At 67.9% G+C, this 23,686-nt stretch carries 23 protein-coding genes; 15 read left to right on the top strand and 8 right to left on the bottom strand.

From position 1 onward, the window contains the following. Positions 1–216: 216 nt before the first annotated feature. From CQ040_RS18035 to CQ040_RS18015, 5 genes are all read right to left on the bottom strand, one after another. Positions 217–1,137: a carbohydrate ABC transporter permease gene (locus CQ040_RS18035; protein WP_028503145.1), complete on the bottom strand. Its 921-nt coding sequence runs from the start codon at positions 1,135–1,137 to the stop codon at positions 217–219. Next, on the bottom strand, positions 1,134–2,111 hold the full coding sequence (locus tag CQ040_RS18030) for a carbohydrate ABC transporter permease (RefSeq protein WP_258131552.1): 978 nt from the start codon (positions 2,109–2,111) through the stop codon (positions 1,134–1,136). Before CQ040_RS18030 ends, CQ040_RS18035 begins: the two co-directional genes overlap by 4 nt. Positions 2,112–2,203: 92 nt before the next feature. After that, positions 2,204–3,517, bottom strand: coding sequence for an ABC transporter substrate-binding protein (locus tag CQ040_RS18025; protein WP_105527535.1), 1,314 nt, complete (start codon positions 3,515–3,517; stop codon positions 2,204–2,206). Positions 3,518–3,712: 195 nt separating this feature from the next. Next, entirely contained in the window at positions 3,713–4,534 is an 822-nt protein-coding gene (locus CQ040_RS18020; protein ID WP_105527534.1) for an MOSC domain-containing protein, read from the bottom strand. Between the two features lie 129 nt (positions 4,535–4,663). After that, positions 4,664–4,849 carry a DUF3073 domain-containing protein gene (locus CQ040_RS18015; RefSeq protein ID WP_028503149.1) on the bottom strand — a complete coding sequence of 62 codons (186 nt, stop codon included), beginning with the start codon at positions 4,847–4,849 and terminating at the stop codon, positions 4,664–4,666. A gap of 147 nt (positions 4,850–4,996) precedes the next feature. Here CQ040_RS18015 and CQ040_RS18010 point away from each other — a divergent pair, with 147 nt between their 5' ends. Further along, positions 4,997–5,542, top strand: a complete 546-nt coding sequence (locus CQ040_RS18010) for a universal stress protein (RefSeq protein WP_028503150.1) — start codon at positions 4,997–4,999, stop codon at positions 5,540–5,542. Positions 5,543–5,620: 78 nt separating this feature from the next. On the opposite strand, the gene CQ040_RS18005 is transcribed toward CQ040_RS18010, so the two are convergent. Together CQ040_RS18005 and CQ040_RS18000 are read right to left on the bottom strand one after the other, a co-directional pair. Further along, the gene (locus CQ040_RS18005; protein ID WP_105527533.1) at positions 5,621–6,247 is read right to left on the bottom strand and encodes a PadR family transcriptional regulator; all 627 of its coding nucleotides are present in this window, start codon (positions 6,245–6,247) and stop codon (positions 5,621–5,623) included. Next, positions 6,244–7,083 (bottom strand): DUF4097 family beta strand repeat-containing protein, encoded by an 840-nt coding sequence (locus CQ040_RS18000; RefSeq protein WP_028503152.1) that lies wholly within the window; start codon positions 7,081–7,083, stop codon positions 6,244–6,246. Before CQ040_RS18000 ends, CQ040_RS18005 begins: the two co-directional genes overlap by 4 nt. A 177-nt stretch (positions 7,084–7,260) precedes the next feature. On the opposite strand from CQ040_RS18000, the gene CQ040_RS17995 reads away from it, so the two are divergent. The 3 genes from CQ040_RS17995 to CQ040_RS17985 all read left to right on the top strand — a co-directional run bounded on the left by CQ040_RS17995 (position 7,261) and on the right by CQ040_RS17985 (position 9,419). Further along, entirely contained in the window at positions 7,261–8,058 is a 798-nt protein-coding gene (locus CQ040_RS17995) for a MerR family transcriptional regulator (protein WP_105527532.1), read from the top strand. A gap of 144 nt (positions 8,059–8,202) precedes the next feature. Continuing rightward, positions 8,203–8,574 carry a hypothetical protein gene (locus CQ040_RS17990; RefSeq protein WP_105527531.1) on the top strand — a complete coding sequence of 124 codons (372 nt, stop codon included), beginning with the start codon at positions 8,203–8,205 and terminating at the stop codon, positions 8,572–8,574. Between the two features lie 5 nt (positions 8,575–8,579). Next, the gene (locus tag CQ040_RS17985; protein ID WP_105527530.1) at positions 8,580–9,419 is read left to right on the top strand and encodes a nitroreductase family protein; all 840 of its coding nucleotides are present in this window, start codon (positions 8,580–8,582) and stop codon (positions 9,417–9,419) included. On the opposite strand, the gene CQ040_RS17980 is transcribed toward CQ040_RS17985, so the two are convergent. Beyond that, positions 9,388–10,914: an FAD-dependent oxidoreductase gene (locus tag CQ040_RS17980; RefSeq protein WP_105527529.1), complete on the bottom strand. Its 1,527-nt coding sequence runs from the start codon at positions 10,912–10,914 to the stop codon at positions 9,388–9,390. The genes CQ040_RS17985 and CQ040_RS17980 overlap by 32 nt on opposite strands. An 87-nt stretch (positions 10,915–11,001) precedes the next feature. Between CQ040_RS17980 and CQ040_RS17975 the strand changes: the two genes are divergently transcribed. From CQ040_RS17975 to CQ040_RS17925, 11 genes are all read left to right on the top strand, one after another. Then, positions 11,002–11,376 carry a CrcB family protein gene (locus tag CQ040_RS17975; protein WP_258131555.1) on the top strand — a complete coding sequence of 125 codons (375 nt, stop codon included), beginning with the start codon at positions 11,002–11,004 and terminating at the stop codon, positions 11,374–11,376. After that, the gene (locus tag CQ040_RS17970; RefSeq protein ID WP_105527527.1) at positions 11,373–11,732 is read left to right on the top strand and encodes a CrcB family protein; all 360 of its coding nucleotides are present in this window, start codon (positions 11,373–11,375) and stop codon (positions 11,730–11,732) included. The genes CQ040_RS17975 and CQ040_RS17970 overlap by 4 nt, the downstream gene beginning before the upstream one ends. 85 nt (positions 11,733–11,817) lie before the next feature. Continuing rightward, positions 11,818–14,337 (top strand): GH116 family glycosyl-hydrolase, encoded by a 2,520-nt coding sequence (locus CQ040_RS17965; RefSeq protein ID WP_105527526.1) that lies wholly within the window; start codon positions 11,818–11,820, stop codon positions 14,335–14,337. Between the two features lie 2 nt (positions 14,338–14,339). Further along, positions 14,340–16,520 (top strand): alpha-galactosidase, encoded by a 2,181-nt coding sequence (locus tag CQ040_RS17960; RefSeq protein WP_105527525.1) that lies wholly within the window; start codon positions 14,340–14,342, stop codon positions 16,518–16,520. 118 nt (positions 16,521–16,638) lie between these two features. Continuing rightward, positions 16,639–17,913 (top strand): sugar ABC transporter substrate-binding protein, encoded by a 1,275-nt coding sequence (locus CQ040_RS17955; RefSeq protein WP_105527524.1) that lies wholly within the window; start codon positions 16,639–16,641, stop codon positions 17,911–17,913. A gap of 6 nt (positions 17,914–17,919) precedes the next feature. After that, a complete protein-coding gene (locus CQ040_RS17950; RefSeq protein ID WP_105527523.1) occupies positions 17,920–18,879 on the top strand; it encodes a carbohydrate ABC transporter permease in 960 nt (319 codons plus the stop codon). Then, on the top strand, positions 18,872–19,762 hold the full coding sequence (locus tag CQ040_RS17945; protein WP_219844726.1) for a carbohydrate ABC transporter permease: 891 nt from the start codon (positions 18,872–18,874) through the stop codon (positions 19,760–19,762). The genes CQ040_RS17950 and CQ040_RS17945 overlap by 8 nt, the downstream gene beginning before the upstream one ends. A 3-nt stretch (positions 19,763–19,765) precedes the next feature. Next, positions 19,766–20,821, top strand: a complete 1,056-nt coding sequence (locus tag CQ040_RS17940; RefSeq protein WP_105527522.1) for a LacI family DNA-binding transcriptional regulator — start codon at positions 19,766–19,768, stop codon at positions 20,819–20,821. Between the two features lie 41 nt (positions 20,822–20,862). Further along, entirely contained in the window at positions 20,863–22,044 is a 1,182-nt protein-coding gene (locus CQ040_RS17935) for a Gfo/Idh/MocA family protein (protein ID WP_219844725.1), read from the top strand. After that, positions 22,041–23,015, top strand: a complete 975-nt coding sequence (locus CQ040_RS17930; RefSeq protein WP_105527521.1) for a DMT family transporter — start codon at positions 22,041–22,043, stop codon at positions 23,013–23,015. Before CQ040_RS17935 ends, CQ040_RS17930 begins: the two co-directional genes overlap by 4 nt. Positions 23,016–23,088: 73 nt before the next feature. Next, positions 23,089–23,676 (top strand): TetR/AcrR family transcriptional regulator, encoded by a 588-nt coding sequence (locus CQ040_RS17925; RefSeq protein ID WP_105527520.1) that lies wholly within the window; start codon positions 23,089–23,091, stop codon positions 23,674–23,676. The last annotated feature ends 10 nt before the right edge of the window (positions 23,677–23,686 follow it).

The following is a 23,686-nucleotide window of genomic DNA, read 5'->3' as shown; positions in this document are numbered from 1 at the left end:
CACTCCCACCCACCACGTCGCCGAATGCACGGCTTGTCGCCGAGTGCACGCCTTCTCCGGCGCACGCATCCCGTGCACTCGACGACAAGCCGTGCACTCGCGAACCTCCCCGTGGTCCGCCGAGTGCACGCAGAAGTCCGCCCTCGGCGCAGTGCCGAGGGCGGACGGGGTGCCGGACGGGGTGCCGGGCGGGGTGCCGGGCGGGTGGCGACGGGATCAGCCCTTCACGGCGCCGGCGGCGAGGCCGGATCGCCAGTACTTCTGCAGGGCGAAGAACAGCAGCACGAGCGGGATGACTCCGAGCAGGGCGCCGAGCATGACCGCGCCCTTGTCCGGGGCGAAGTAGCTGACCATGCCATAGAGGCCGAGGGTCACGGGCTTCAGATCCTGACTCGAGATCATCATGAGCGGCAGCAGGAAGTTGTTCCACGTCGCCACGAAGATGAACAGGAAGATCGTCACCATCGCGGGGCCGAGCAGACGCATCACGATCGTGAAGAAGATGCGTGCCTCGCCGGCGCCGTCGATGCGGGCGGCCTCCAACAGCTCGGTCGGCACAGACGACTGGGCGTAGACCATGCCGAGGAAGACGCCGAACGGAGACACGGCCGAGGGGATGATGATCGCCCACATCGTGTTCGTCAGCCCGAGGGCCTGGAACTCGATGTACAGCGGCACCGTCAGCAGGGCCACGGGGAGCAGGAGCCCTGCCATGATCACCCCGACCGCGATCTTCTTGCCGGGGAACGCGAACTTCGCGATCGCGTAGCCGGCCATCACGGCGAACAGAGTGCCGATGACACCTGCACTCACGGAGTACAGCATCGAGTTTCCGACCCACCGCCAGAACAGCCCCTGGGTCCAGTTCATCAGGCTGTCGTAGTTGGTGTCGAGGTTCCAGTCGGCGAACCAGAAGCCGAAGGTCGACGTGAGGTCGGTGTTGTTCTTCGTCGATGCGACGATCAACCAGTACACCGGCACGAGGAAGTAGAGCGTCGCCACGACCAGTGCGATGATGCCGAACACGCGCGTGAGCGGGCTCGGTGCGATGGAGGGCGGCGGAGCATCCGCATCGCGCGGACGACGGGGGCGTCGACGCGTGGACGACTCGGTGGTGATGAGGCGCGTGGTGGTCATGCGTCGCCCTTTCGTCGCTGCAGCAGCGCGTAAACGATCGCGAGCACTCCGGCGATCAGAGCCATGAGCAGGGAGTAAGCGGATGCCGGGCCGCTGCCGGACGGCGAGATCTCGCCCATCATCGTGTTGTAGGTGAGCATCATCGGAGTGAAGTCCTTGCCCATCCAGGAGTTCGCGGCCTGCAGGACCACCGGCTCGTTGAACAGCTGGATGGTGCCGATGATCGAGAGCAGCACGGCGAGGAGAGCCGCACCCCGCACCAGGGGCACCTTGATGCGCATCGAGATCTGGAAGCCGGATGCTCCGTCGAGGCGGGCGGCCTCGTACAGGTCGCGGGGCACGGCCTGCAGCGCCGAGAGGAAGATGAGCATGTTGTAGCCCGTGTAGGTCCAGGTGGTCATGTTCGCCATCGAGAAGAGGATCGTCCCCGGCGCCATGAAGTCGGTGCCCTCGGGGAGGAACGGCAGGAAGGGCGACACCTCCGGCGTGTAGAGGTAGAGCCACATCATGGCCGCGATGATGCCGGGGACCGCGTAGGGGAGGAAGAAGGAGAGCCGGAAGAGCGTCGGGCGGCGCACGATGAACGAGTCCAGCAGCAGGGCGAGTCCGAGGGCGACGACGATCATCACCGGGATCTGCAACGCGGCGTAGAGGACGACGCGTCCCATCCCGGTCCAGAAGGCTCCGTTGGTAGCGGCCATGACGAAGTTCTCGAGACCGACGAACGTGTCGACGAGCTCGCCTCCGCCGTAGAGGCCGTCGCCTGCAGGAACCTGCGCGAAGAACGAGGACCGCACCGACACGATGATCGGCACGAGGAAGACCACGATGAACAGCACGGCGAACGGCGCCATGAAGAGCCAGCCCGTGAGGCCCTCATGTCGCGTGCCGAACCGGCGCCTCCGGGTGGGATCCGCCGGGATGCGCGGTGCCGGTGCCGGCACCGCACCCCGCGTTTCGGTCGCTGTGACCATGGTGTCGCCTCTCGATGTATCAAGACGACGGCGGAGTGCACGATCGCGCGTGCACTCCGCCGTCGATCATCCGATGATGCCTTCTCGTCGACTCACTCTGCGACCGGGAGGCCGAGGTCCTTCAGAGAGGCCACTGCGGTGTCCTGTGCGGTGGTGAAGATGTCGGCGACCGTTGCGGTACCGGCGACGGCGCCTGCGGCGGTCTCATTCATCTTCGACAGCGTCGAGAAGCCCGGTGCGTAGGGGAAGTCCGGGTTCAGGTTCTCGGTCGCCGTGCCGAGCTCGGCGAGCACATCCTGTCCGCCGAACTGGCGGAGCATCTTCTCGGGGGTCTCCACGTCGCCCTTGGCGGCGACGACGAGGCCCTGTGAGGCGAGGTCGTCGACCTGCGTGTTGAACCAGTCGTTGAACTCCATCGCCTCGGCGGGGTACTTGCAGTCCTTCATCACCGAGACGCCGGAGCCGCCGTCGGGGCCGCTCATGGCACCGGCACCGAGATCGGGGAGCTGGGCGACGCGCCACTGTCCCTCGGCCGGAGTGCCGTCGAGTGAGTCGAGGAGGAATCCGGCCTCCCATGCGGCACCGACGTGGCCGATGAGGCTGCCGTCGTTGAGTGCGGCGGTGAAGCCCTCACCCCAGCGCTCGGTCGCGAGAGTCTGCTTGTTGTCGAGGAGGCCCTGCCAGAACCCGGCGACCCGTTCGGAGCCTGCGCCCTCGGCGTCGACCTTCCACTCGTCGCCCTCGGTGGTGAACCAGGTGTCACCCGCAGCCGCGGACTGGGCGGAGAGCCAGTTCTGCGCCTCGTCGGGCGTGAAGGCGGTCACGTACTTGCCGGCGGCGGCTGCAGCGGCGGAGTCGGCCGTGAGGTCATCGAGCGTCTTCGGCACATCCAGGCCCAGCGCCTGGAACTCGGCCTCGTTGTAGAAGTACACGAGGGGGCCGGTGTCCTGCGGGAGGCCCACGATCGCGTCGCCGACCTTCATGCCACTGAAGGCTCCGGCCGAGAAGTCGTCCTCGTACTTCTTGGCCTCGTCCGCGACATCCTGCAGCAGCCCCTTGACGAACAGCTGGGGGACCTCGGAGTAGCCCGTCTGCGCGAGGCAGGGTCCGTTGCCGGCCTTCACGTCGGTCTCGAGCTTGAGGATCATGTCGCTCGACTTGCCGTCGAACTTCGTCGCCTTCACCTGGATGTCGGGGTGCTCCGCGTTCCAGCGATCGACGATCTCGGAGGCCGGGGTCATGCCCTCGCCGTCGGGGAGACGGTGCAGGTACTCGATCGTGATGGGTTCGCCGCTGGCTCCGCTGTCACCGGAGTCACCGGATGAGCAGGCCGCGAGGCCGAAGGCCGACACTGCGCCGACCGCGACGATTGCGGCGGTACGGGTGAAGCGAGGGGTGATTGCCATGCTGTTCTCCTCTTTGAGGTCATGTTCCTGCGGATCGTCCTGTGCGGGGGATGAGACGCCGAAGCATCGTCGATCACATCCACATCAAATCAGAAAATGTTTGCGCTCACAAGCCTGAGGATACGACGGCTCAGCCGCATCGGCGGCAGGCAAAGGGAGCGCTGACATTGCGATGTCCGCGGTGGGAGGGCGTGGTCAGTGTGCGTGGACTTCGTCGTCGACACGAATCGTGCCGCCGTGCTGTCGGCCGCTGCCATCTGCCGACGCCCAGCCGGGGAGCAGGAGGCGTCCGAGAGTCGGCTCCTGCTGCGCGAGAGCTCCGGTGAGAGTCGTGAGCACCTTCGCGTCCCTGACGCCGGTGTCGGGGTTCGCGTGGGTCGCGAGACATCGCACGATGGGGCCGGCTGTTCGGAACTCCAGCTCGCCGATGCGCACGTCGCCGGTCCAGGCGAGTTCGTTCCAGGGGGCCACGCCGTCGACCACGACGTTGGAGCGGAATCGCCGGTCATCGATGTTCATCCCGAGGGCTTCCCCCAACGCGCGCACGCTGCCTCGGCCGTGCACCGAGACGTATCCGCGGGAACGATCCTGGAATCGGGCGGTCTCCCCGTCGCCGACGAGCACGAGGGGAAGCCGGCCGGGACGCCGAAGACGTCGTCCTTCGGGGGTTGTGAGGACGAACTCGGTGACGGCTTCCGTCAGCTCGTCGCGCCCGCCGGCGTCGAGCACCGCTTCCACGAGTACAGCACCGGCATGTTCGATGCGGATCCGCCGCGCCTGGTCGTCGTAGCTCGTGTGCAGTGCAGCGAGCGCGGGGAAGTCCTGGAGGGCGAGGCCCTTGGCCTTCGGCCAGTAGTCGAAGCCGTCGCGGTTCTCAGGCTCCACGGCATCCGCGAATCGGAATGCCAGGACCCGGTCGCCGGCGATCCTGCCGTCGGGCTGCACCGTGAGCGAATCGCGACGCTCGGGTGTGAGCCCCTTGATCGGGTGGCGATAGAGGGCGACGACACGAGCCATGAGGAGATCCTCTCAGCTGCTGATGCTCGCTCATGACGGATGAGGATCCGGCGTCCCGGACGGGGATCCTCATCCGGGCACGACGAAACACCCGCACGTAGTGCGGGTGTCACGAAGCAGGTCAGGCGGTCAGGCCTTCTCTAGCTCGTCTTCGTCTTCGTCCTCGTACTCGTCGGCCCATTTGTCGACATAGGCGTCTTCGTCGGTCGGGTGACCCAGCTCGCGCTCGAGCGCTGAGTAGTTCACCGACGGACTGTACGCCTTGAGTTCGCGGGCGATCTTGGTGTGTTTCGCCTTCTGACGGCCACGGCCCATGCGCGAGACCCCCTCACGAGTTAAGCTGCGGGCTGTGAGACCCGAGGCATTCACGACACCGGCGAGAAGCCGGTAAGAGTAGCATTCAGAATAGCACGCGGGTAAGACCCTCTGGCTGATGCCAGGCTGGTGAAGGGAACGATCTTCATGACCGAGAACACCTCCACTCCGTCCGATGAGGCCGCACAGAACGCGGCGCTGCAGAAGGCCGTCATCGTCGGCATGCAGTTGGACCAGGATCGACACGTGATCGACGAGGCTGTGCGCTATGCGCGACTGCTGAGTGCGCCGCTCGTGGTGGCCCATGTCGATGTCACTCGTTTCGTGACGTACGAAGACCCGGACGGCTACGTGCATTCGGCTCCGATCGACATCAACTTCGATGCCGGCGCTGCGGAGTTCGAGGCCGTCGAGGCCGCTGCGGCGAAGATGCTGGCCGGGACCGACGTCACGTGGACCGCGCGTCAGCTCGTCGGGGATCCGGCGCTGGCGATCAAGCAGCTCGCCCACAAGCTCGATGCCCAGCTGATCGTCGTCGGCACCCGCAAGCGCGGCATCGGCGAGTCGATCAGGGAGTTCTTCACCGGGTCGGTCGCGGCGCGGCTTGCGCACCGACAGCATCGTTCGATCCTGGTCGTGCCGCTGGGCGAGTCTGTGCCCGACGAGCAGAAGGAGATCTGGCCGGAGCAGTAGCAGCCGATCCCCGAACGCAGAAGAGGCCCCGTCGGCAGTTCGCCGACGGGGCCTCTTCTATGGATCACTCCCGGGAGGTCACGATCCGGGTGTGCTCAGGGCGACCGTCACGCCGCGGGCGGCCGTGTCGAGCGTCGTCTCGAGTTCGGTGACGACAGCCGGCGTGAGGATGCCGCCCTTCGCGATGTGGGTGCGCAGGTCGGTGCGCACCCTGGCGCGGAAGGCGTTGATCACGGCATCCGCGCGGTGCATCTCTTCGCGGCTGACGAGGCGGGAATCGTCGGTCGCCGTGCGAGGACGGTTCTTCGCCGCGGTGCGCTCGCCCTTCTCTGCTGCCGCGAGATCGGCGCGAAGGCTCTTCATCGCGTCCTGCACGCTCTGCCGGACCTCGCTCGCGATCAGTCTTACGGAGTCGGTGAGCCCCGCCTCGATACCGGCGAGGTCGCCCTCGCGCGATGCGAGCTCGGCCCGACCGGCCTCGGTGATCGCATAGATCGTGGTGCGGCCGTCGACCGTCTTGGAGACCAGGCCCTCCTCCTCGAGCTTCGCGAGCCGCGGGTAGATGGTTCCGGCGCTGGGTGTGTACGTGCCTCCCGTGCGATCGGTGAGCGACTGGATGATGCCGTAGCCGTGCTGCGGTGCCTCGGCGAGGAGTGACAGCAGGTACAGGCGCAGATCGCCGTGAGAGAAGACTGCGGGGCTCATGCTTCCCACTCCGCGTCTTCGGTGATCGATGCGGGGGTGCGGCGGAGGACCGTGACTCCACCGGAGACGGAGTTCGCGCGCAGGTCGACGAACCGTCCGGCGAGCTCTCCCGTCGTACCGGTGTAGTTGCTGGGGCCGGTTGAGTTGCGCTCGATGCCGTCGATCAGCAGTCGGCCGGTCAGGGAGCGGATCACGTAGTTCGCGGCGAGCGACTCGTCGAGGCGCACGGTGGTGCCGCCCGAGACCGAGTTGACGTTGATGGTGTTCACATCTCCTGCGGCATCCACCAGGGTGGCGCCGGAGACGATGTCGACGGTCGCGCGGCGGACGGCGCCCGTGACAGCCACGTCGCCCGAGACGCTGTTGGCGGTGATCGAGCCGGTGAGGCCGCGCACCTGCACGTCGCCCGAGACGGAGTTGACGGTCAGGTCGCCGATCAGCGTGTCGACGATGATGTCGCCGGACACGGTGTTGAGGCGGGCGTCGTTGCGGAGTCCGGAGACCAGCGCCCCGGCGCTGACGACGCCGAGGTTCAGGGCGATCGCGCGGGGGACCGCGACGCTCACCTCGGCGCGGGGGCCGCCGGAGCCGAAGTTGCGGAACACCTCGAGGAAGTTGTCCCAGCCGAGCTGCGGGTGGTCGATCTCGACCTCGCCGTCGTGGGACTCGATGCGCAGGTCTTTGGCTGTGACGCCGTGCACCTCGATGCGGATGCCCGGTTCGTCGTGGGCGATGATGTCGACCTGTCCTCCGACCAGGCCCACCTTGAGGCGGGTGACGGATTCGATGTCGATGACGCGTTCCTCGCCGGGGGCGATGAGCCACTTCTCGGTCATGTGTGCTTCTCCTGTGTCGGTGATCACGATATATCGTGTGTTGCAACGATAACACGATATATCTCGATGCTGTCAAGAGTTCAGGGTGAGCGTTCGCTGAGAGTTCTTGACCTTGACGCAACGTCAACTTCTAGAGTTCAAGACATCACCGCACGACCACGACGAGAAGGAGGAGCGATGGAGACGAGTGACTGGTCGATCCAGGAGATCGCCCGCCTCGCCGGCACGACGAGCCGCACGCTGCGGCACTACGACGACATCGGTCTGCTGCCGCCGTCACGCATCGCGAGCAACGGCTACCGGCACTACGACGGGCAGGCGCTCGTGCGCCTGCAGCGCATCCTGCTGCTGAGGGAGCTCGGGCTCGGGCTGCCGCAGATCGCCGGCGTGCTGGGTTCATCTCGCGACCGCGATGCCGCCGTGAGCGAGGCATCGGCGCTCGAAACCCATCTCGCGCTGCTGCGCGAGGAGCAGACCAGGCTGGCGCGTCAGATCGCGTCGGTCGAATCCACCATCACGGCATTGAGAGGAGGTGAGAACCTCATGGCAGAGAACATGTTCGACGGCTTCGACCACACCACACACAAGGAGGAGGTCGAGGAACGCTGGGGAAAGAAGGCCTACGCCGACAGCGACAGCTGGTGGCGCGGGATGACCGATGCTCAGCGCGCCGAATGGCAGCAGCGCGTGTCCGATCTCGGGCGCGACTGGATCGCCGCCGCGGAGAGCGGCATCGACCCGGCTTCCACCGAGGCCCAGGAGATCGCGCGACGTCACGTCGAGTGGCTCACGGGCATCCCCGGCACTCCCGCAGCTGTCCCCGGTGGCGACGTCAAGGCGTACGTCATCGGTCTCGGCGAGATGTACGTCGCGGATCCGCGCTTCGGCGCGAACTACGCGACGTCGTCCGGCGGCACGCACGGTGCGGAGTTCGTCCGCGACGCGCTTCGCGTCTACGCGGAGGGCAACCTGTAGCTCGACTCGCGTTCTGACGGCCCCTTCGAGTGTGACTCTCGCACCCGAAGGGGCCGTTCGCGTCGGTGGGCTGGGTCTTACCCGACCGACGCGTTCGCCTGCAAGGGGAGTCCTCGTCCGAGGTGGCGGGCGTAGGGTCATGCCATGAGACGGCGCGACGACACGGGAGCGACTGCGCTGTTCGCCGCTGCGGCCACTGCCTATGCCGTGAACTGCGCACTCGGTGCATCGGTCGCCGCGCGCCTGATCGACACCAGCCGTTTCCGCTGGCTGCACCACGCGCTGTACATCGCGACGTGCGCGACCTCGGCCTTCGCCGTCGTGGCGGGCTGGTCGCGAGGGCCGCGCACCGCCGGCCGTCGCGCCGCCGGGGCACTGCTCCCCGCCGCCGCACCGCTCGCCGCGATCCCCTACCTCGGCACCCACAGCCGGCGGCATCCGCTGGTCGCGCTCGCCGCAGCCCCCTTCATCGTCGTGGGGCTGGTGCTCTCGCGATCCGCTGCCGACCGGAAGTGAAACGCATGGAACTGCTCGACGCCATCCGCCGCCGCAAGACCACCAACGGTGCCTTCCTGCCCGACCCCGTCTCGGAGGATCATCAGCGCATCCTCCTCGAGGCCGCAGGGCGCGCGCCGTCGCAGCTGAACAGTCAGCCCTGGCGGTTCGTCGTGATCGAGAGCCGCGACACGATCGAGCAGATCGCCCGCATCTCGGGCGAGAGCATGACGGAGGCGATGTCGAACGGCACCTTCTTCGAGCGTTACAAGCCGTATTTCCGCTTCAGTCAGGCCGAGATGGACGAGAAGCGCAGCGGGATGCTGTTCGACAAGCTGCCCGCGGCGCTCCGCCCGTTCACGAGCCAGGTGTTCACCAAGCGCGGGCAGACGCTCATGAACACCTTCGGAGTGCCGAAGACCCTGGGTGGCGAGAACCGGAAGCTCGTCGCGGGGTCGCCGCTCCTGCTGGGTGTGATGCTCGATCGCAGCGAGTATCGGCCGGGGCAGCTCTCATCGTTCTACTCGTTGTTCAGCATGGGCGCGGCGATGGAGAACGTCTGGCTCACCACGGTCGAACTCGGCATGGGCATCCAGTTCATCTCGTTCCCGATGGAGGTGCCGGGTCGCTGGGACGAGATCGTGCAGCTGCTGCGCGTGCCAGACGACCTCGAGCTCATGGCCGTCTACCGGCTGGGCTACCTGCCGCCGGAGCAGCGTCGTCCCGCGATCGACTGGTCGAGCAGTCAGCGCAAGCTCGTCTCGCAGTACGTGTTCCGCGAGAACGGTGAGACGCCGCAGTCGGGGTGGGATGCCGGTCCGCCCCAGGGCGACATCACTCCGGGTCCGCCGGCGAAAGGGGAGTGAGGTCCCGAAGCGCCGGGCCCTCGATGCGCGTGCCGTCCGGCTCGAAGCGCGAGGCGTGCAGCGGGCAGTCCCACGAGCACTCCGCGTCGTTCCAGGTGAGCACTCCGCCCAGATGTGTGCACACCGCACTCACCGCGCGGGTGACGCCGCCCACTGTCGAGATCGCAACCGGTCGTCCTGCCCGGTTCGCCACCACGCCTTCTCCCTCGGCGGGCTGCGGAACCGGCGTGCCGCGGCGCTCTGCGTCCACCCATCCGGAAGCGAGCGCAGTCGCGACTTTGCCGCCCTCCACCGCCCCGCGCGCAAGGTCGGCGGGAACCGTCAGGCGCGTGCCGATCGTGGTGATCCAGGTCGGGCGGTCCCGTCGGGGAGTGCCGAGGATCTCGGAGGTGAGGCGCTGCGCGGCCGCCGGCGCGTTCGACAGTCCCCACTTGCCGTAGCCCGTCGCGAAGCGGATGCGACCGAGGCCCCGGGGCATCGCGCCGACGAACGGGATGAGGTCGTGCGATTCGTAGTCCTGCGCCGACCACCGATGCGTCTCCTCGGCGCCGGGGAAGTGCAGCTGCGTCCAGGCGATGAGGTCTTCGACCGCGGCCGTCTCGCTGTCGGACCTGCCGACCGGGTGGCCGTTCCCGCCGACCACGAGCTGCGCGTCACCACCGGGGCCGTCTGCGTCGGTCACGGGTCGGAGGGAGCGCGTCGGGCCGTCGACCGAGAGGAACGTGCCTTCTGGAACGTCTCCCGGCACCCGGAACGACACGCAGTACGACCGCAGTCCCCGGGTCTTGGCGAAGTAGAGTCCGCGGTCTGTGATCGGAGTGCCCGTCGCGAGCACGATGTGGTCGGCGAAGAGCGGGCCGGACGTGGTGTCAACGCGACCGGCGAGTGCATGGCTCTCCGTCGCCCTGACTCCGGTGTGCAACGTGCCTCCCGCAGTGAGCAGCTCGTCGGCCAGTGCGACGGTGACGGCGACCGGATCGATCGCGACCTGGTCATCGAGGGCGACGGCCGCCGCCACCGGGAACGGAGTCGACGCGGGCGCGGTGGGCGACAGCATCCTCGCCGGCAGACCGGCCTCGCGCGCGGCGGCGTGCTGGTCCTCCACGGCGCGGAGTCCCTCAGGGCCCTGGGCGTAGGAGTGGTCGGTGTGGCGGGTGAACGGAACCCCCGCGAGCTCGGCGAACGCGAGCAGCCACTCCATCCCCGAGCGGTTGGCATCGACGTATGCCCTCACGAGCGATGCCGGGTGGTGACTGCGGATCTTCGCGAGCTGCCCGCCCTGCAGGAGCGACAGCTTGCCCGTGTTCGCGCCCGTCGCGAGTTCGGCGATGCCGCCCGCATCGATCACGGCCACGTCGAGACCTGCCCTCGTGAGCATCACCGCGGTCGAGAGGCCGGTGATGCCGGCTCCGACGATGACGACGTCGTGGTGGGCGCCCGGTTCGAACGGCGATCCGCCGGGCAGGGGCCGGTCGTGCTTCCACAGGGGATTCATGTCGTCAGTCAACGCCGTTCGCCACCAGGTATCCACTGCCTTGACATCCGCACGGCGCACTGCCAGTCGGCGACTACAGTGGCGGACGTGAGCCTCCGCCGTATCCTCCTCGTCGCCGTCGGCGGCACGATCGGCACGGCTGCCAGGCTCGGCCTGGGACTCGCGCTCCCTGATGCCGGAGGGCTCCCGCTCGCGGTGCTCGTGGCGAATCTCCTCGGCGCGCTGCTGATCGGGGTGCTGGCCGCGCGCCTTCCCGCCACCGCGGAGTTGCGGCTGATGCTCGGCACCGGGGTGCTCGGTGGCTTCACGACCTACAGCGCGTTCATGACCGGCACGCTCGCGCTGTGGGCGGACGCGCCGCTGCTCGCCGCCGCCTATGCCGCCGGAAGCCTCGTGCTCGGACTCGGTGCCGCGGCTCTGGGGCTGCGTCTCGGTCGACCCCGGACCGGAGGAGCATCGTGAGCCCGCTGCTGTTCCTCGGTGCCGCGCTCGCCGGCGGGCTCGGTGCGGCGCTGCGATACCTCGTCGATCTCGGGGTCGCCCGCTTCGCAGGCCGCCGCTTCCCCTGGGGGATCCTGCTCGTGAACCTCACGGGCTCGTTCGCGCTCGGAATCGTGACGACCGCGTTGCCGGATGCCGCCTTCCTGCTGGGGGCGGGATTGCTCGGCGGCTACACGACCTTCAGCACGGCGATGCTCGACACGGTAGCTCTGTGGCGTGACGGCGAGCGCCCGGCGTCGGCGTTCAACGCGGTCGGGATGCTGCTCCTCGGCCTGCTCGCGGCGGGGCTCGGCCTGGCTCTCGGGGCGTCGTTGTAAGAGAGTGTTGCACGCGTGAAGACCGCGACGATAGCCTGGTGCTAATCGTTTAACAACAGCTGAACCCGGCGATGAGAAGGACTCGATGAAGAGTTATGCGGTATCCGCACCGATGATGACCCACGAGGTTGCCTGGCCCGCGCAGCGCCGGTATTCCGGAGACGCGTTGCGCCGAGTGGTGATGCCCCTCGGCGGCATCGGTACCGGAACGATCGGCCTCGGCGGCAACGGTCGGCTGACTGACTGGGAGATCGGCGACCATCCGGCCACGGGTGCCGCCCCGCGGATCGCGCATGTCGTGGCGCGCGTGAGCGGTCCGACGGGCACGACGATCACCGCACTCGAGGGGCCGCTCGATGATGCGGACGTCGACGGGCCATTCGGTGCTCGCATCATGAACCACGGTCTGCCGCGATTCCGCGAGGCGGAGTTCGCGGCGGCCTATCCTCTCGCCAGCCTCACCCTGCGCGATGACGATGTCCCTGTCGCGGTCACGCTGCGCGCCTTCAATCCGATGATCCCCGGCGACGTCGAGGCGAGTTCCCTGCCTCTCGCGATGCTGCGGTACCGCGTCGAGAACACGAGTGCTGACGAGGTCGAGGTGACGCTCAGCGCCTCGATCGCGCACCCGCTCGGCGACGAGGCGTCGAAGCGGACGATCGACGTGCACTCATCGGACGCGTTCACGGCGCTGCGGTTCCGCGCCGAGGGCGGTCGGGTGCAGGAACAAGGAACCTTCGCTCTCGGGGTGTTCGGAGGGGCGTCGGTGTCCTGGCGCCGCTCCTGGCCCGAACACCACTTCGGTGACGCGCTCCTCGACTACTGGGACGACCTCGAAGACGACGCTCTCACCGATCCGGAACGGCCAGGCTCGTCGGTTGGCAGCTTGGCGACCACGACCACCGTCCCGGCTGGTGCTCATGCCGACATCGTCTTCGTCCTGGCGTGGCATCTTCCCCGTCGTCGCGCGTGGAAGTGGATTCCCCAGGAGTTCGGCGACGACTGGAGCTACGAGGACGACGTGTTTCTCGAGAACCACTACACGCGAGGCTTCACGGATGCGCTCGACGTGCTCACCCGTACGGTGCCGCAGCTCCCCGACCTGGAGCGGCGGACCGTCGCCTTCGTGCAGGCCTTCACGACTCAGGATGCGCCGGACGAGTTGAGAGAGGCCGCGCTCTCGGCCGTATCGGTGCTGCGGTCGCAGACGGTGTTCCGTACGGCCGACGGCCACTTCTTCGGCTGGGAGGGCTGCGGGTCGACGGAGGGGAGCTGTCACGGCAACTGCACCCACGTCTGGCACTACGAGTACGCCACCTCTCATCTGTTCGGCGAGCTCGCGCGCAGCATGCGTGAGCTCGAGTTCCTCCATGCGACGGACGAGGGCGGCAAGATGAGCTTCCGGATCGGTCTGCCGCTCGAGACGCATGCGCGGGAATGGCCGTACGCCGCGGCTGACGGTCAGATGGGTGCCGTCGTACGCCTCTATCACGACTGGCGGCTGAGCGGGGACGAGGGGTGGCTGCGGCGGCTTTACCCCGCCGCTCGGCGCGCGATGGAGTTCTGCTGGATCGACGGCGGGTGGGATGCCGACCAGGACGGCCTCATGGAGGGTGTCCAGCACAACACGTACGACGTCGAGTTCTACGGTCCGAGTCCGCAGATGCAGGGCTGGTACCTTGCAGCGCTCGCGGCATCCGTCGCGATGGCCGAGACCGTGGGTGATGAGGACTTCGCACGCCGATGCGCCGGGATCCTGGCCTCGGGGCGCCTGCTCACAGAGAGCACGATCTTCAACGGTGAGTATTACCAGCAGCACGTGCGACCGCTTCGCGAGGGGCAGTTCGTCGCGGACGGGCTCCGGCGTGTGACGGAGACCGATGCGATCGGGCGGAATCCGGTGTCGCAGCTCGGACCCGGATGCCTCGTCGATCAGCTAGTGGGCGACACGGCCGCGGAGCTCGCGGGGATCGGAGGGCAACTCGCCCGGCAGAACGTGCGGACGGCCGCGTTCGCGGTGTACCGCCACAACCGTCGGGAGCGCGCCGATCGCACCCTGAACCACATGCGCAGCTTCGCGGTCGGCGATGAGCCCAGTCTGATCGTGTGCAGCTATCCGCGCGGTGATCGTCCGGCGATCCCGTTCCCCTACTGTTCCGAGGCGATGACGGGGTTCGAGTACGCCGCAGCGACGGCACTGATCCAATCCGGGGCGGACGAGCAGGGGCTGCAGGTAGTGCGAGATGTACGGGCGAGGTTCGACGGGCGTCGTCGCAACCCGTTCGACGAGATGGAGGCGGGGCGGCACTACGCCAGATCGATGGCGAGCTGGGGCACGATGCTCGCCTGGCAGGGGCTGCGGATGGATGCCGTCACGGCCACGCTCCACCTCGCACGGAGGGCGGAGCGGTTCCGCCAGGTGTGGACCGATGGATTCGGATGGGGAGAGGTAGAGGTGGACGGAGACCGGATCACCGTGAGCGTGGCGGAGGGCGAACTGGTCCTCGGGACCATCGTCTTCCCGTCCGGTGCGCGATGGCGCAGCGACGGGCCTCCGGTGCGAGTGCGCGCCGGTGAGCCCCTCGACGTCGTGATCGGCCTTTGACGATGGATGCGCGTCGCGAACTGCTGCATCTGCGTTCTGCCGGGGTGTCCTTCGTCCTCGATGTGGCGCCGGACGTCCCCCTGATCCTGCATTGGGGCGCTGCGCTTCCGGACGACGAGAGCGTCCTCGTGGCGCTGCGTGACAGCGCGGCTCCCGCCGTCCTCGACAACGCGCCGAATGCGCCGCGCGTGTTCTCGGTGTGGCCGAGCGAGTACGAGGCATGGGCGGGGACTCCCGCTCTGGAAGGGCATGTTGCCGGGGCGGCGACCACCCCGCGACCGGTGCTGCGCGACGTCGAACACGAGGCACGGGCGGACGGCGGGCGGATCCGCCTCGTGCTCGACGACCGGCTCTCAGGCCTGCGGTGCACCGCCGACTACGACCTGGATCCGGCCGGTGTGCTCTCCGCAGTTCTCGCCGTCGAGCGCGACCATTCGGCGGGGCCGGAACCGTACACGGTGTCGGCGCTGACCGCGTTGCTCCCCCTCCCGTCGGCAGCCGTGGAGACCCTCGACTTCACCGGTCTGTGGGCGGGCGAGAGGCGGCCGCAGCGCTCCCCGCTCCTGGACGGCCTTCACCTCCGCAGGACGAGACGGGGTAAGCCGGGCCAGGACTCGCCGTACGTGATGATGTGCGGGGAGCGTGGGTTCGGCGCCCGGCGAGGTGAGGTGTGGTCCGCGCATGCCGCGTGGAGCGGTGATCAGCGGCTCCTCGTGGAACGGCTGCCGGAGGGCGCAGGCGTCGCTCGATCGGTGCTCGGCGGTGGCGAGAGTCTCGCTCCCGGGGAGGTCAGGCTCGCCGCGGGGGAGCGGTATTCGACCCCTCCTGTGCTCTTCGCGTGGTCCGACGAGGGGACCGACGGCATCGCCCGGCGCTTCCATGATCGGCTGCGTCGCCGCGAGCGACACCCTCGTTCGCCGCGCCCGCTGACGCTCAACAGCTGGGAAGCCGTGTACTTCGACCATGATCTGGAACGGCTGCTCGCTCTTGTCGATGCGGGTGCCGGAGTCGGGGTCGAGCGATTCGTGCTCGACGACGGGTGGTTCCGGGGGCGCCGGAACGCTCGGGCCGGCCTCGGGGACTGGATCGTCGACGAGCAGGTCTGGTCGCACGGCCTGGAGCCCTTGGTGCAGCGCGTCCGCGCACACGGCATGCAGTTCGGGCTGTGGGTCGAGCCCGAGATGATCAGCCTCGATTCGGACCTCGCCAGGGCGCATCCGGATTGGGTGCTGGGACCAGCGGTCGGACTCGGGCCGCCGGCGCGGAATCAGTACGTGCTCGATCTCGGCCGCCCCGAGGCGCACGCGCTGGTGCTGGCCCGACTCGATGATCTGGTCTCACGCCATCGGATCGATTTCCTGAAGTGGGACCACAACCGCGACCTCCTCGAGGCGGTGTCCCGCGAAGATGCAGGACGGCCCGCGGTGCATCGACAGACCCTCGCCGTGTACGCGCTGCTCGACGAGCTGCGCCGTCGGCATCCGGGCCTGGAGATCGAGTCGTGTGCGTCCGGTGGAGGGCGCGTCGATCTGGGGATACTGGATCGCGCCGATCGCGTGTGGGCTTCGGACAGCAACGACCCCGTCGAGCGCATCCCGATCGTGAGGTGGACGCAGCAGCTTCTGCCGCTGGAGCTCATCGGTGCCCACATCGGCGACGCGCGAGCGCACACGAGCGGCCGAGTGACCGATTTCTCCTTCCGTGCTGCTGTGGCTCTGTTCGGCCATGCCGGGATCGAGATGGACCTCACGCGTGCTGATCCGTCTACGCTGCGCGATCTCACGGCGTGGGCGGCCCTCTACCGGGAGCTGCGGCCGTTGTTGCATTCCGGAGAGGTCGTGAACGGCGACCCGGAGGAGACTGATCCCGGGACGTGGCTCTTCGGCGTCGTCGACCCGTCGGGCGGCGATGGCGTGTTCCTGTGGGCGCGCACCGCGAGCTCCGGCGCGGGGCAGAGTGGGCGGGTGCGCTTCCCCGGTCTGGACCCGGCGCGGAGCTACGCGGTCCGGGTGCGCGATGAGTTCGGCGGGGCGCTGAGGAACCAGGCGGAGGACCCCGCGTGGGTCACCCGCGCTTCGATGGCGCCGCCGGTCTTCCCCGGAGCGATGCTCACGACGGCGGGGCTTCCGTTGCCGACGCTCGCGGTGCAGCAGGCGATGGTGCTGCATTTCGAGGCGATCTGATCCGATCGAATTCGCAGTCTTGCATGCGAGCGGAACGACCGCTAGCATCGCTCATGCTAAACGATTAACAACGACGTTCGTCGTAACCCGGATCGATGTCCAACGAAGGAGTACATCCATGCACAGCTTCACTCGCCGCCAGCCCAAGGCGCTGGCCGGCATCGCTCTCGCCGCAACCGCCGTGCTCGCTCTCTCCGCCTGCTCGTCCTCGGGCGGCGCTGCCGACGAGAGCGGCGAGATAACGCTGACCTACAGCACCTGGCAGGGTCAGGACGAGGCGATGGCCGACATCGCCGATGCTTTCACCGACGAGCACCCCAACGTCACGATCGACATCCAGGTGACGCCTTACAAGGAGTACTTCACCAAGCTGCAGACCGCTGCGACCGGTGGCTCCGCCTCAGACGTCTTCTGGATGAACGGCCCGAATTTCCAGCTGTACGCGTCGAACGGCCAGCTCGCGCCGCTCGACGGGGACGCGCTCGACCCCGCCGACTACCCGAAGGGGCTTGTCGACCTCTACACCTACGACGGCAAGCTCTACGGCGCACCGAAGGACTTCGACACCGTCGCCGTCTGGTACAACAAAGAGCTCTTCGACGCCGCAGGCGTGGCCTACCCGGCCGCCGGATGGACCTGGGACGACTTCACCGCGACTGCGGCGAAGCTCACCGATCCTGCGAAAGGGCAGTTCGGCGTCGCGGCAAGCCAGTTCGGCCAGGAGAACTACTACGACTCGATCGCGCAGGCGGGCGGCGAGGTGATCTCCGCTGATGGTACGAAGAGCGGATACGGCTCGCCGGAGGCGCTCGCAGGTATCGAGCTGTGGACCGATCTGATCGCGGCCGGTTCCTCGCCGACCGCGCAGCAGATGACGGACACCTCGCCGGAGGACATGTTCCTCTCCGGCAAGGTCGCGATGTTCCAGAACGGCTCCTGGGCCGGCGGCACGTATGCGGCCAACCCCGACATCGCCGACAAGATCGATGTCGCGCCATTGCCTGCCGGAAGCGAGGGCAACCAGAGCGTGATCCACGGCCTCTCGAATGTCGTCAACGCCAAGAGTGCCCACCTCGATATCGCCAAGGAGTTCGCCGCGTTCGCGAGCGGGGAGCAGGCCGCGAAGATCCAGGCCGACACCGGCACCGCGATCCCCGCGTTCAACGGCACCCAGCAGGCCTGGATCGACGCCGTCCCGCAGTACGACCTTCAGGTCTACATCGACGCCGTCAAGACCGCCGTCCCCTACCCGGTGTCCAGAAACACGTCCGCATGGACCAGCATCGAGAGTGAGATCCTCTCGCAGGTGTGGTCGGGAGCCGTCACGCCCGAGGCCGGCCTCAAAGACCTCGCCGAGAAGATGCAGGCGGCCCTGGATGCCGAGCAGGAGTAGCCGGTCATGAGCATCGCGACCCCCACGCGCGCCACCGTGGAGCGGATGCCGGAGGCCCCAGCCCCCGGCATCCGCCGCCGGCGGCGACGCAGCCCCAGTGCCTCCCCCTGGTGGGCCCTCGTCTTCATCGGCCCCACGGCGCTCGGCGTCGCGGTGTTCTACCTCTGGCCGACCGTCCGCACTCTCATCATCTCGTTCACGAAGTCCGGCCCGTTCGGCGGCTCGGAGTGGGTCGGGATCGAGAACTACACGCGCCTGTTCCAGGACCCCGAGTTGATCGGGGCACTTCGCAACACCGCGATCTACACCGTGATCGCGCTCATCGGCATCCCGCTCGCTGTCGCCATCGCGGCGCTGTTGAACACCACGGGGCTCAAGGGTCGCAGCGCGTATCGGACCTTGTACTTCATCCCCGTCGTCACCATGCCCGCCGCGATCGCGCTGGTCTGGCGCATGATCTACAACGGCGACTACGGAGTGCTCAACGCCGGGCTCGGCGCAGTAGGCATCGAAGGTCGCAGCTGGCTCACCGACCCGAACACCGCGCTGATCGCGATCGCGGTGGTCGGCATCTGGGCGGGACTCGGAACGAACATCGTCATCTTCCTCGCCGGGCTCCAGGGCATCCCCGACACGATCATGGAGGCGGCCGACCTCGACGGTGCGGGCCCCGTGCGCAAGTTCGTCTCCATCACGATCCCGCTGCTGTCGCCGTCGATCTTCTTCGTCAGCGTGATCAGCGTGATCGGCGCCCTGCAGGTGTTCGACCTCATCTACATGATGCTCGGGCGCAGCAACCCCGCGATGCCGAACACCCGCACGGTCGTCTACCTCTTCTACGAAGCGGGCTTCCTCGACAACGATCGTGGCTATGCAGCCGCCGTCGCATTCCTGCTGCTCGTGATCATCCTGTTGCTCACGGTCGTGCAGTTCCGTCTGCAGAAGAAGTGGGTGCACTATGAGTGAGGTCTCCCTCGACACGCGCGCCGTGGTCGGCGCTTCCTCCCGCACGCCGGAACGGGCGGGCACGCCGAAGAATCGCGGCCTCTGGGTGGTGCACGTCGTGCTCATCGTCGGTGCCGTCCTGATGGTGTTCCCCTTCATCTGGCAGCTGTTCACGGCCTTCAAGTCGTTGCCCGACTCGATTCAGGTGCCGCCGAGCCTGCTCCCGACGAACTGGGTCTTCACCAACTTCGCCGAGGTGTTCGACTCGATGCCGTTCGCGCAGATGTTCCTGAACTCGGTGATCCTCACGATCGGACGAACTGTGGGCCAGGTGGTGTTGTGCACCATGGCCGGTTACGCGTTCGCGCGCATCCCCTTCCCCGGACGCAACGCGCTGTTCGTGCTGTTCCTGTCGGTGCTCATGGTGCCCTCGCAGCTGTACCTGCTGCCGCAGTACGAGATCGTCCAGGCGCTCGGGTGGCTCAACACGCTTCAGGCCCTGATCGTGCCCGGAATCTTCAGTGCCTTCGGCACCTTCCTGATGCGGCAGTTCTTCCTGTCGATGCCCGCGGAACTCGAGGAGGCCGCGCGCATCGACGGCGCCAATCCGTGGCAGACCTTCTGGCGGATCATGGTTCCGCTCGCGAAGCCTGGCATCATCGCACTTGTGGTGTTCACCGTGCTGTGGTCCTGGAACGATCTGCTCTGGCCTCTGATCGTGACGACGGATCCGACGAAGATGCCGCTGTCGGTCGGCCTCTCGCAGCTGGTCGGCCTGCACAGCACGAACTATCCCGTGCTGATGGCGGGGGCGCTGCTTGCGACGCTGCCGATGCTGATCACGTTCATGATCCTGCAGCGGCAGTTCATCCAGGGCATCGCCTTCAGCGGATCGAAGGGCTGAGTCATGACCAGGAACGAGCATCAGGCGCACCGCCGCCCCACCCTCCGCATGGTGGCGGAACGCGCCGGAGTGTCGACAGCGACCGTGTCGTACGTGTTCTCCGGGCGGGCCGGGTCGACAGGGTCGGGTGTGGCCGAGACGACGGCCGCGCGTGTGCTGGCAGCCGCCGACGAGCTCAACTACCGCCCGAACACCGCGGCGCGGACGATCCGCACGGGCCGCAGCGGCATGGTGCAGCTCTCGCTGCACATGCTCAGTGACCCGTGGTCGCTGGCCGTTGCGGATGCGGTCAACGCCGAGGCCAACCGGCACGCGCTCACGACACTGATCCTCGCCGATGGCGACTGGCACGCGGCCCTCGACCGGGTGGAGAGCGACGTCGCCTACCTCGACGCCGTGGGGTTCGAGGCAGACGCGCGGGAGAAGCTGCACGACCTCGTCCAGCGTGGACAGCGCCTCGTCGTGTTCTCGGAGCACCTCGAGCCCGAGGGCTTCGATGTGATCCGCTCCGACGCGATCCCCGGATGCGAGATCGCGATGGATCACCTGTTGGAGAGGCACAGCGCGATCGGATGCATCGCCGCAGAGGGAGCCGTGCGCCTCGCCGGCGAGCAGGTCACGCGCTACACGCCCTACGTCGAGAAGCTGGCGGCCGCCGGCATCGAGCCCGACCCGAGCTGGACAGTGACGTACGCCGACACCCAGGCGAGCGCCTTCACCGCCGCGGTCGAGCTGCTGTCGGGTGAGAACCGGCCGCGAGCGGTGTACGCCACGACCGACTTCGCCGCCATCGCCGCGATCAACGCCGCGCACATGCTCGGCCTCAGGGTGCCGCACGACGTCGCGGTGGTGGGTGTCGGCAACACCCCGGACGCCTGCCTGATCGCGCCCACCCTCACGACCGTCGGTCCGACCGACTTCTACGAGCGGCAGGCGCGCATCATCGTCGACCGCGCCCTCGAGACCGACCCCACCCCCGGGCGCCTGCACGACTTCGCGTGGACGCTCTTCCCCGGCGGTTCGACCGACCTCGACGCCCCCGCACCGCGGGCCCGTTGACCTCCGCATCCCGCACAGACTCATCACACAGAAGGACCATCGTGGATCTCCAGATCGGCATCATCGGCTTCGGCGCGCGCTCGACCCTCCAGGAAGAGGTGCATCGTCCGGGGCACGGCTCGCGCATCTCGGCCGTGTGCGACCTCGCACCCCGCGCTCGCGAAGACGCCCGCGCTCTCGTGCCGGACGCGCTCATCACCGACTCGCTCGACGAGCTGCTGGCCTCGGGTGTCGACGCCGTCATGGTGCTCACGCCCGATGACACGCATGCAGCGCTCAGCATCCGCGCCCTCGAAGCCGGCGTTCCGGTGTTCTGCGAGAAGCCGCTCGCGATCGACCTCGCCGATGCCGACGCGATGCTCGAGACCGCCCGGCGTACCGGCAGCGGCCTCTACATCGGCCACAATATGCGGCACATGCCCGTGATCACGCTGATGCGCGATCTGATCCTGAGCGGACGCATCGGCCAGGTCAAGGCGGTCTGGGTGCGGCACTTCGTCGGCCACGGCGGCGACTTCTACTTCAAGGACTGGCACGCCGATCGTCGCCGCACAACGGGGCTGCTGCTGCAGAAGGGCGCCCACGACATCGACATCATCCACTGGCTCGCCGGTGCCTACAGCGAACGGGTCTCCGCGATGGGGGCGCTGAGCGTGTACGGCGACATCACCGACCGGCGTGACCGGACGGGGGAGCGGATGCCCGACTGGTTCAGCATGGACAACTGGCCGCCGACCGCGCTCACGGGGCTGCACCCGGTGGTCGACGTCGAGGACATCTCGATGGTGAACATGCAGCTGGAGGGCGGGATCTTCGCGTCGTACCAGCAGTGCCACTTCACTCCCGACTACTGGCGCAACTACACGGTGATCGGCACCGAGGGGCGCATCGAGAACTTCGGCGACGTAGCCGGCAGCGAGGTCGGGCTGTGGAATCGGCGGCATGCGGGAGCCGCGGCGGCCGACGAGACCTTCATCGTGCCGGAGGTGCCGGATGCCGGACACGACGGTGCCGACGCGCTGCTCGTGGCCGAGTTCCTGCGCTTCGTGAAGGACGGCGGGCTGACCGAGACATCGCCGGTCGCTGCGCGTGAGGCCGTGGCCGCCGGAATCCTCGCCACCGCTTCGCTGCGGGGTGACGGTTCGGCGATCGAGATCCCGCCGCTCGACCCCGAGCTCGTGGCCTACTTCGAGCGCGGGCAGGTCGAGGCCGCGCTGGTATGAACTCCTCGCGGGGCGCCGCGTCGCCGGTCTCATCGAAGACCGGGCGCCGGCGGCTCGCGCTGGAGTCGCTCGTGCTCGTGGTGCTGCTCGCCGCGACCTGGGTGATCGCAGGGATCGCGCTGCAGGGCGCTGGCGTCGGCGTGGTGTCGGCGGGGCGCACGGGCTTCGCGGCGCTCGGACTGTTCTTGCTGGTGGTGCTCTCGCATCGCCCGGGATCACGTTCCGGTCCGGTCTATCCGCTGGTCACGGTCCGACGCTACCGATGGTTGCAACTGGCCGTGCTCTCGGCCACCGGCGTCGCGGGGTACACCCTGCTCTCGACCGTCGCGATCGCACTCGCCGGTCCCGCGATCCCGAGCCTGATCCTCGCGCTGTCTCCGGTCGTCGTCCTGCTGCTCGAGAGCGCTCTGACGAAAGTGCGAGTGCCACCACTCGTTCTCGTCGCGACGGGAGTGGCGATCGCCGGCACCGCGCTCTACATCGTTCCTCGTGTCGGTGGCGCATCAGGGGCCAGTGCCGGCTGGGGCGTGCTCGCCGCGGTCGCGGCGATGCTCTCGATGGCCGGCTACGGACTGCTCTTCGCGCACGTCAACCGGGGATACCGCGGGCCGATGACGCCGCGCATCCTGCCTATCTTCGCCCTCGGGAGTGTTCCGCTGGTGCTCTGGGCGGTCGTCGAGTCGAGCTCCGGCACGCAGGTCGACCTCGTGACGATCGGGGTGCTCGCGCTGCTCGGTCTCGGCGTCTACGTGCCCGCATACCTGGTGCAGCACCGCGTCATATTGTCAGCCGGGCCCTCGTTCGCCGCGCTCCTGGGGCTTGCGGTCCCGCTGCTCGTCGGCGTCGCCTCCGCAGTCTTCGGGCTCTCCGCGCCGCCAGGGCCGATGCAGGTGTGGGGCATCGCACTCACGCTCGCGGGGATGCTCGTCGTGATCCGGATGAAGCTTCGGAGCCCCATGGCGAAGGGCTGAGGGGAGCCCTCCCAGCGTCCTCACAATCCGGAAATGTACAAATGTACATGTACGGATGTCCAGGAGGTGCTCGATGGCGGAAGGTGCGCGTCGTCGACGTGACCCTGAAGCGCGCCGTCGGGAGATCGTGACCGCCGCCGCCGAGCTCATCGTCGAAGTGGGCGCCGATGCCGTCACCCATCGCATGGTCGCCGCTCGCGCAGGAGTGCCACTCGGCGCGACGACCCAGTACTTCGACACCCTCGACGATCTCCGTGCCGCGGCCTTCCGGGCGCTCGCCGAAGAGGTCGACGCGCGCCTCGACGGCGTCCGTCAGACCATCGCCGAACGCGGCGACAGCCCCGCGGTGATCGCCGCCCTCGTGTTCGAGAGCATGGACGACCATCATGCGGTACAGGCCGACCGTGCCGTGGTCACCGCCGCCGTGCACGACCCCCGCCTGCGGGATCTCGCGCGCCACATGTCTGATCGACTGGTCGAACTTCTCCAGCCGACCTATGGCGCAGATCGTGCTCAAGCGGCGATGATCTTCATCGACGGTGTCATGTGGAGCATGCAGATCCGCGACGCCCGCCTCGAACAGTCCTTCATCGAGACCGCACTGGCGCGGATCCTCGGAGATTCCGTCTCCACTCCCTCCGCAGCGACAGCCACACCCTGACACCGAGGAA

Source organism: Microbacterium sp. MYb54 (genome assembly GCF_002979515.1).
GTDB lineage: Bacteria > Actinomycetota > Actinomycetes > Actinomycetales > Microbacteriaceae > Microbacterium.
This window is presented reverse-complemented; position numbering and strand designations above follow the sequence as displayed.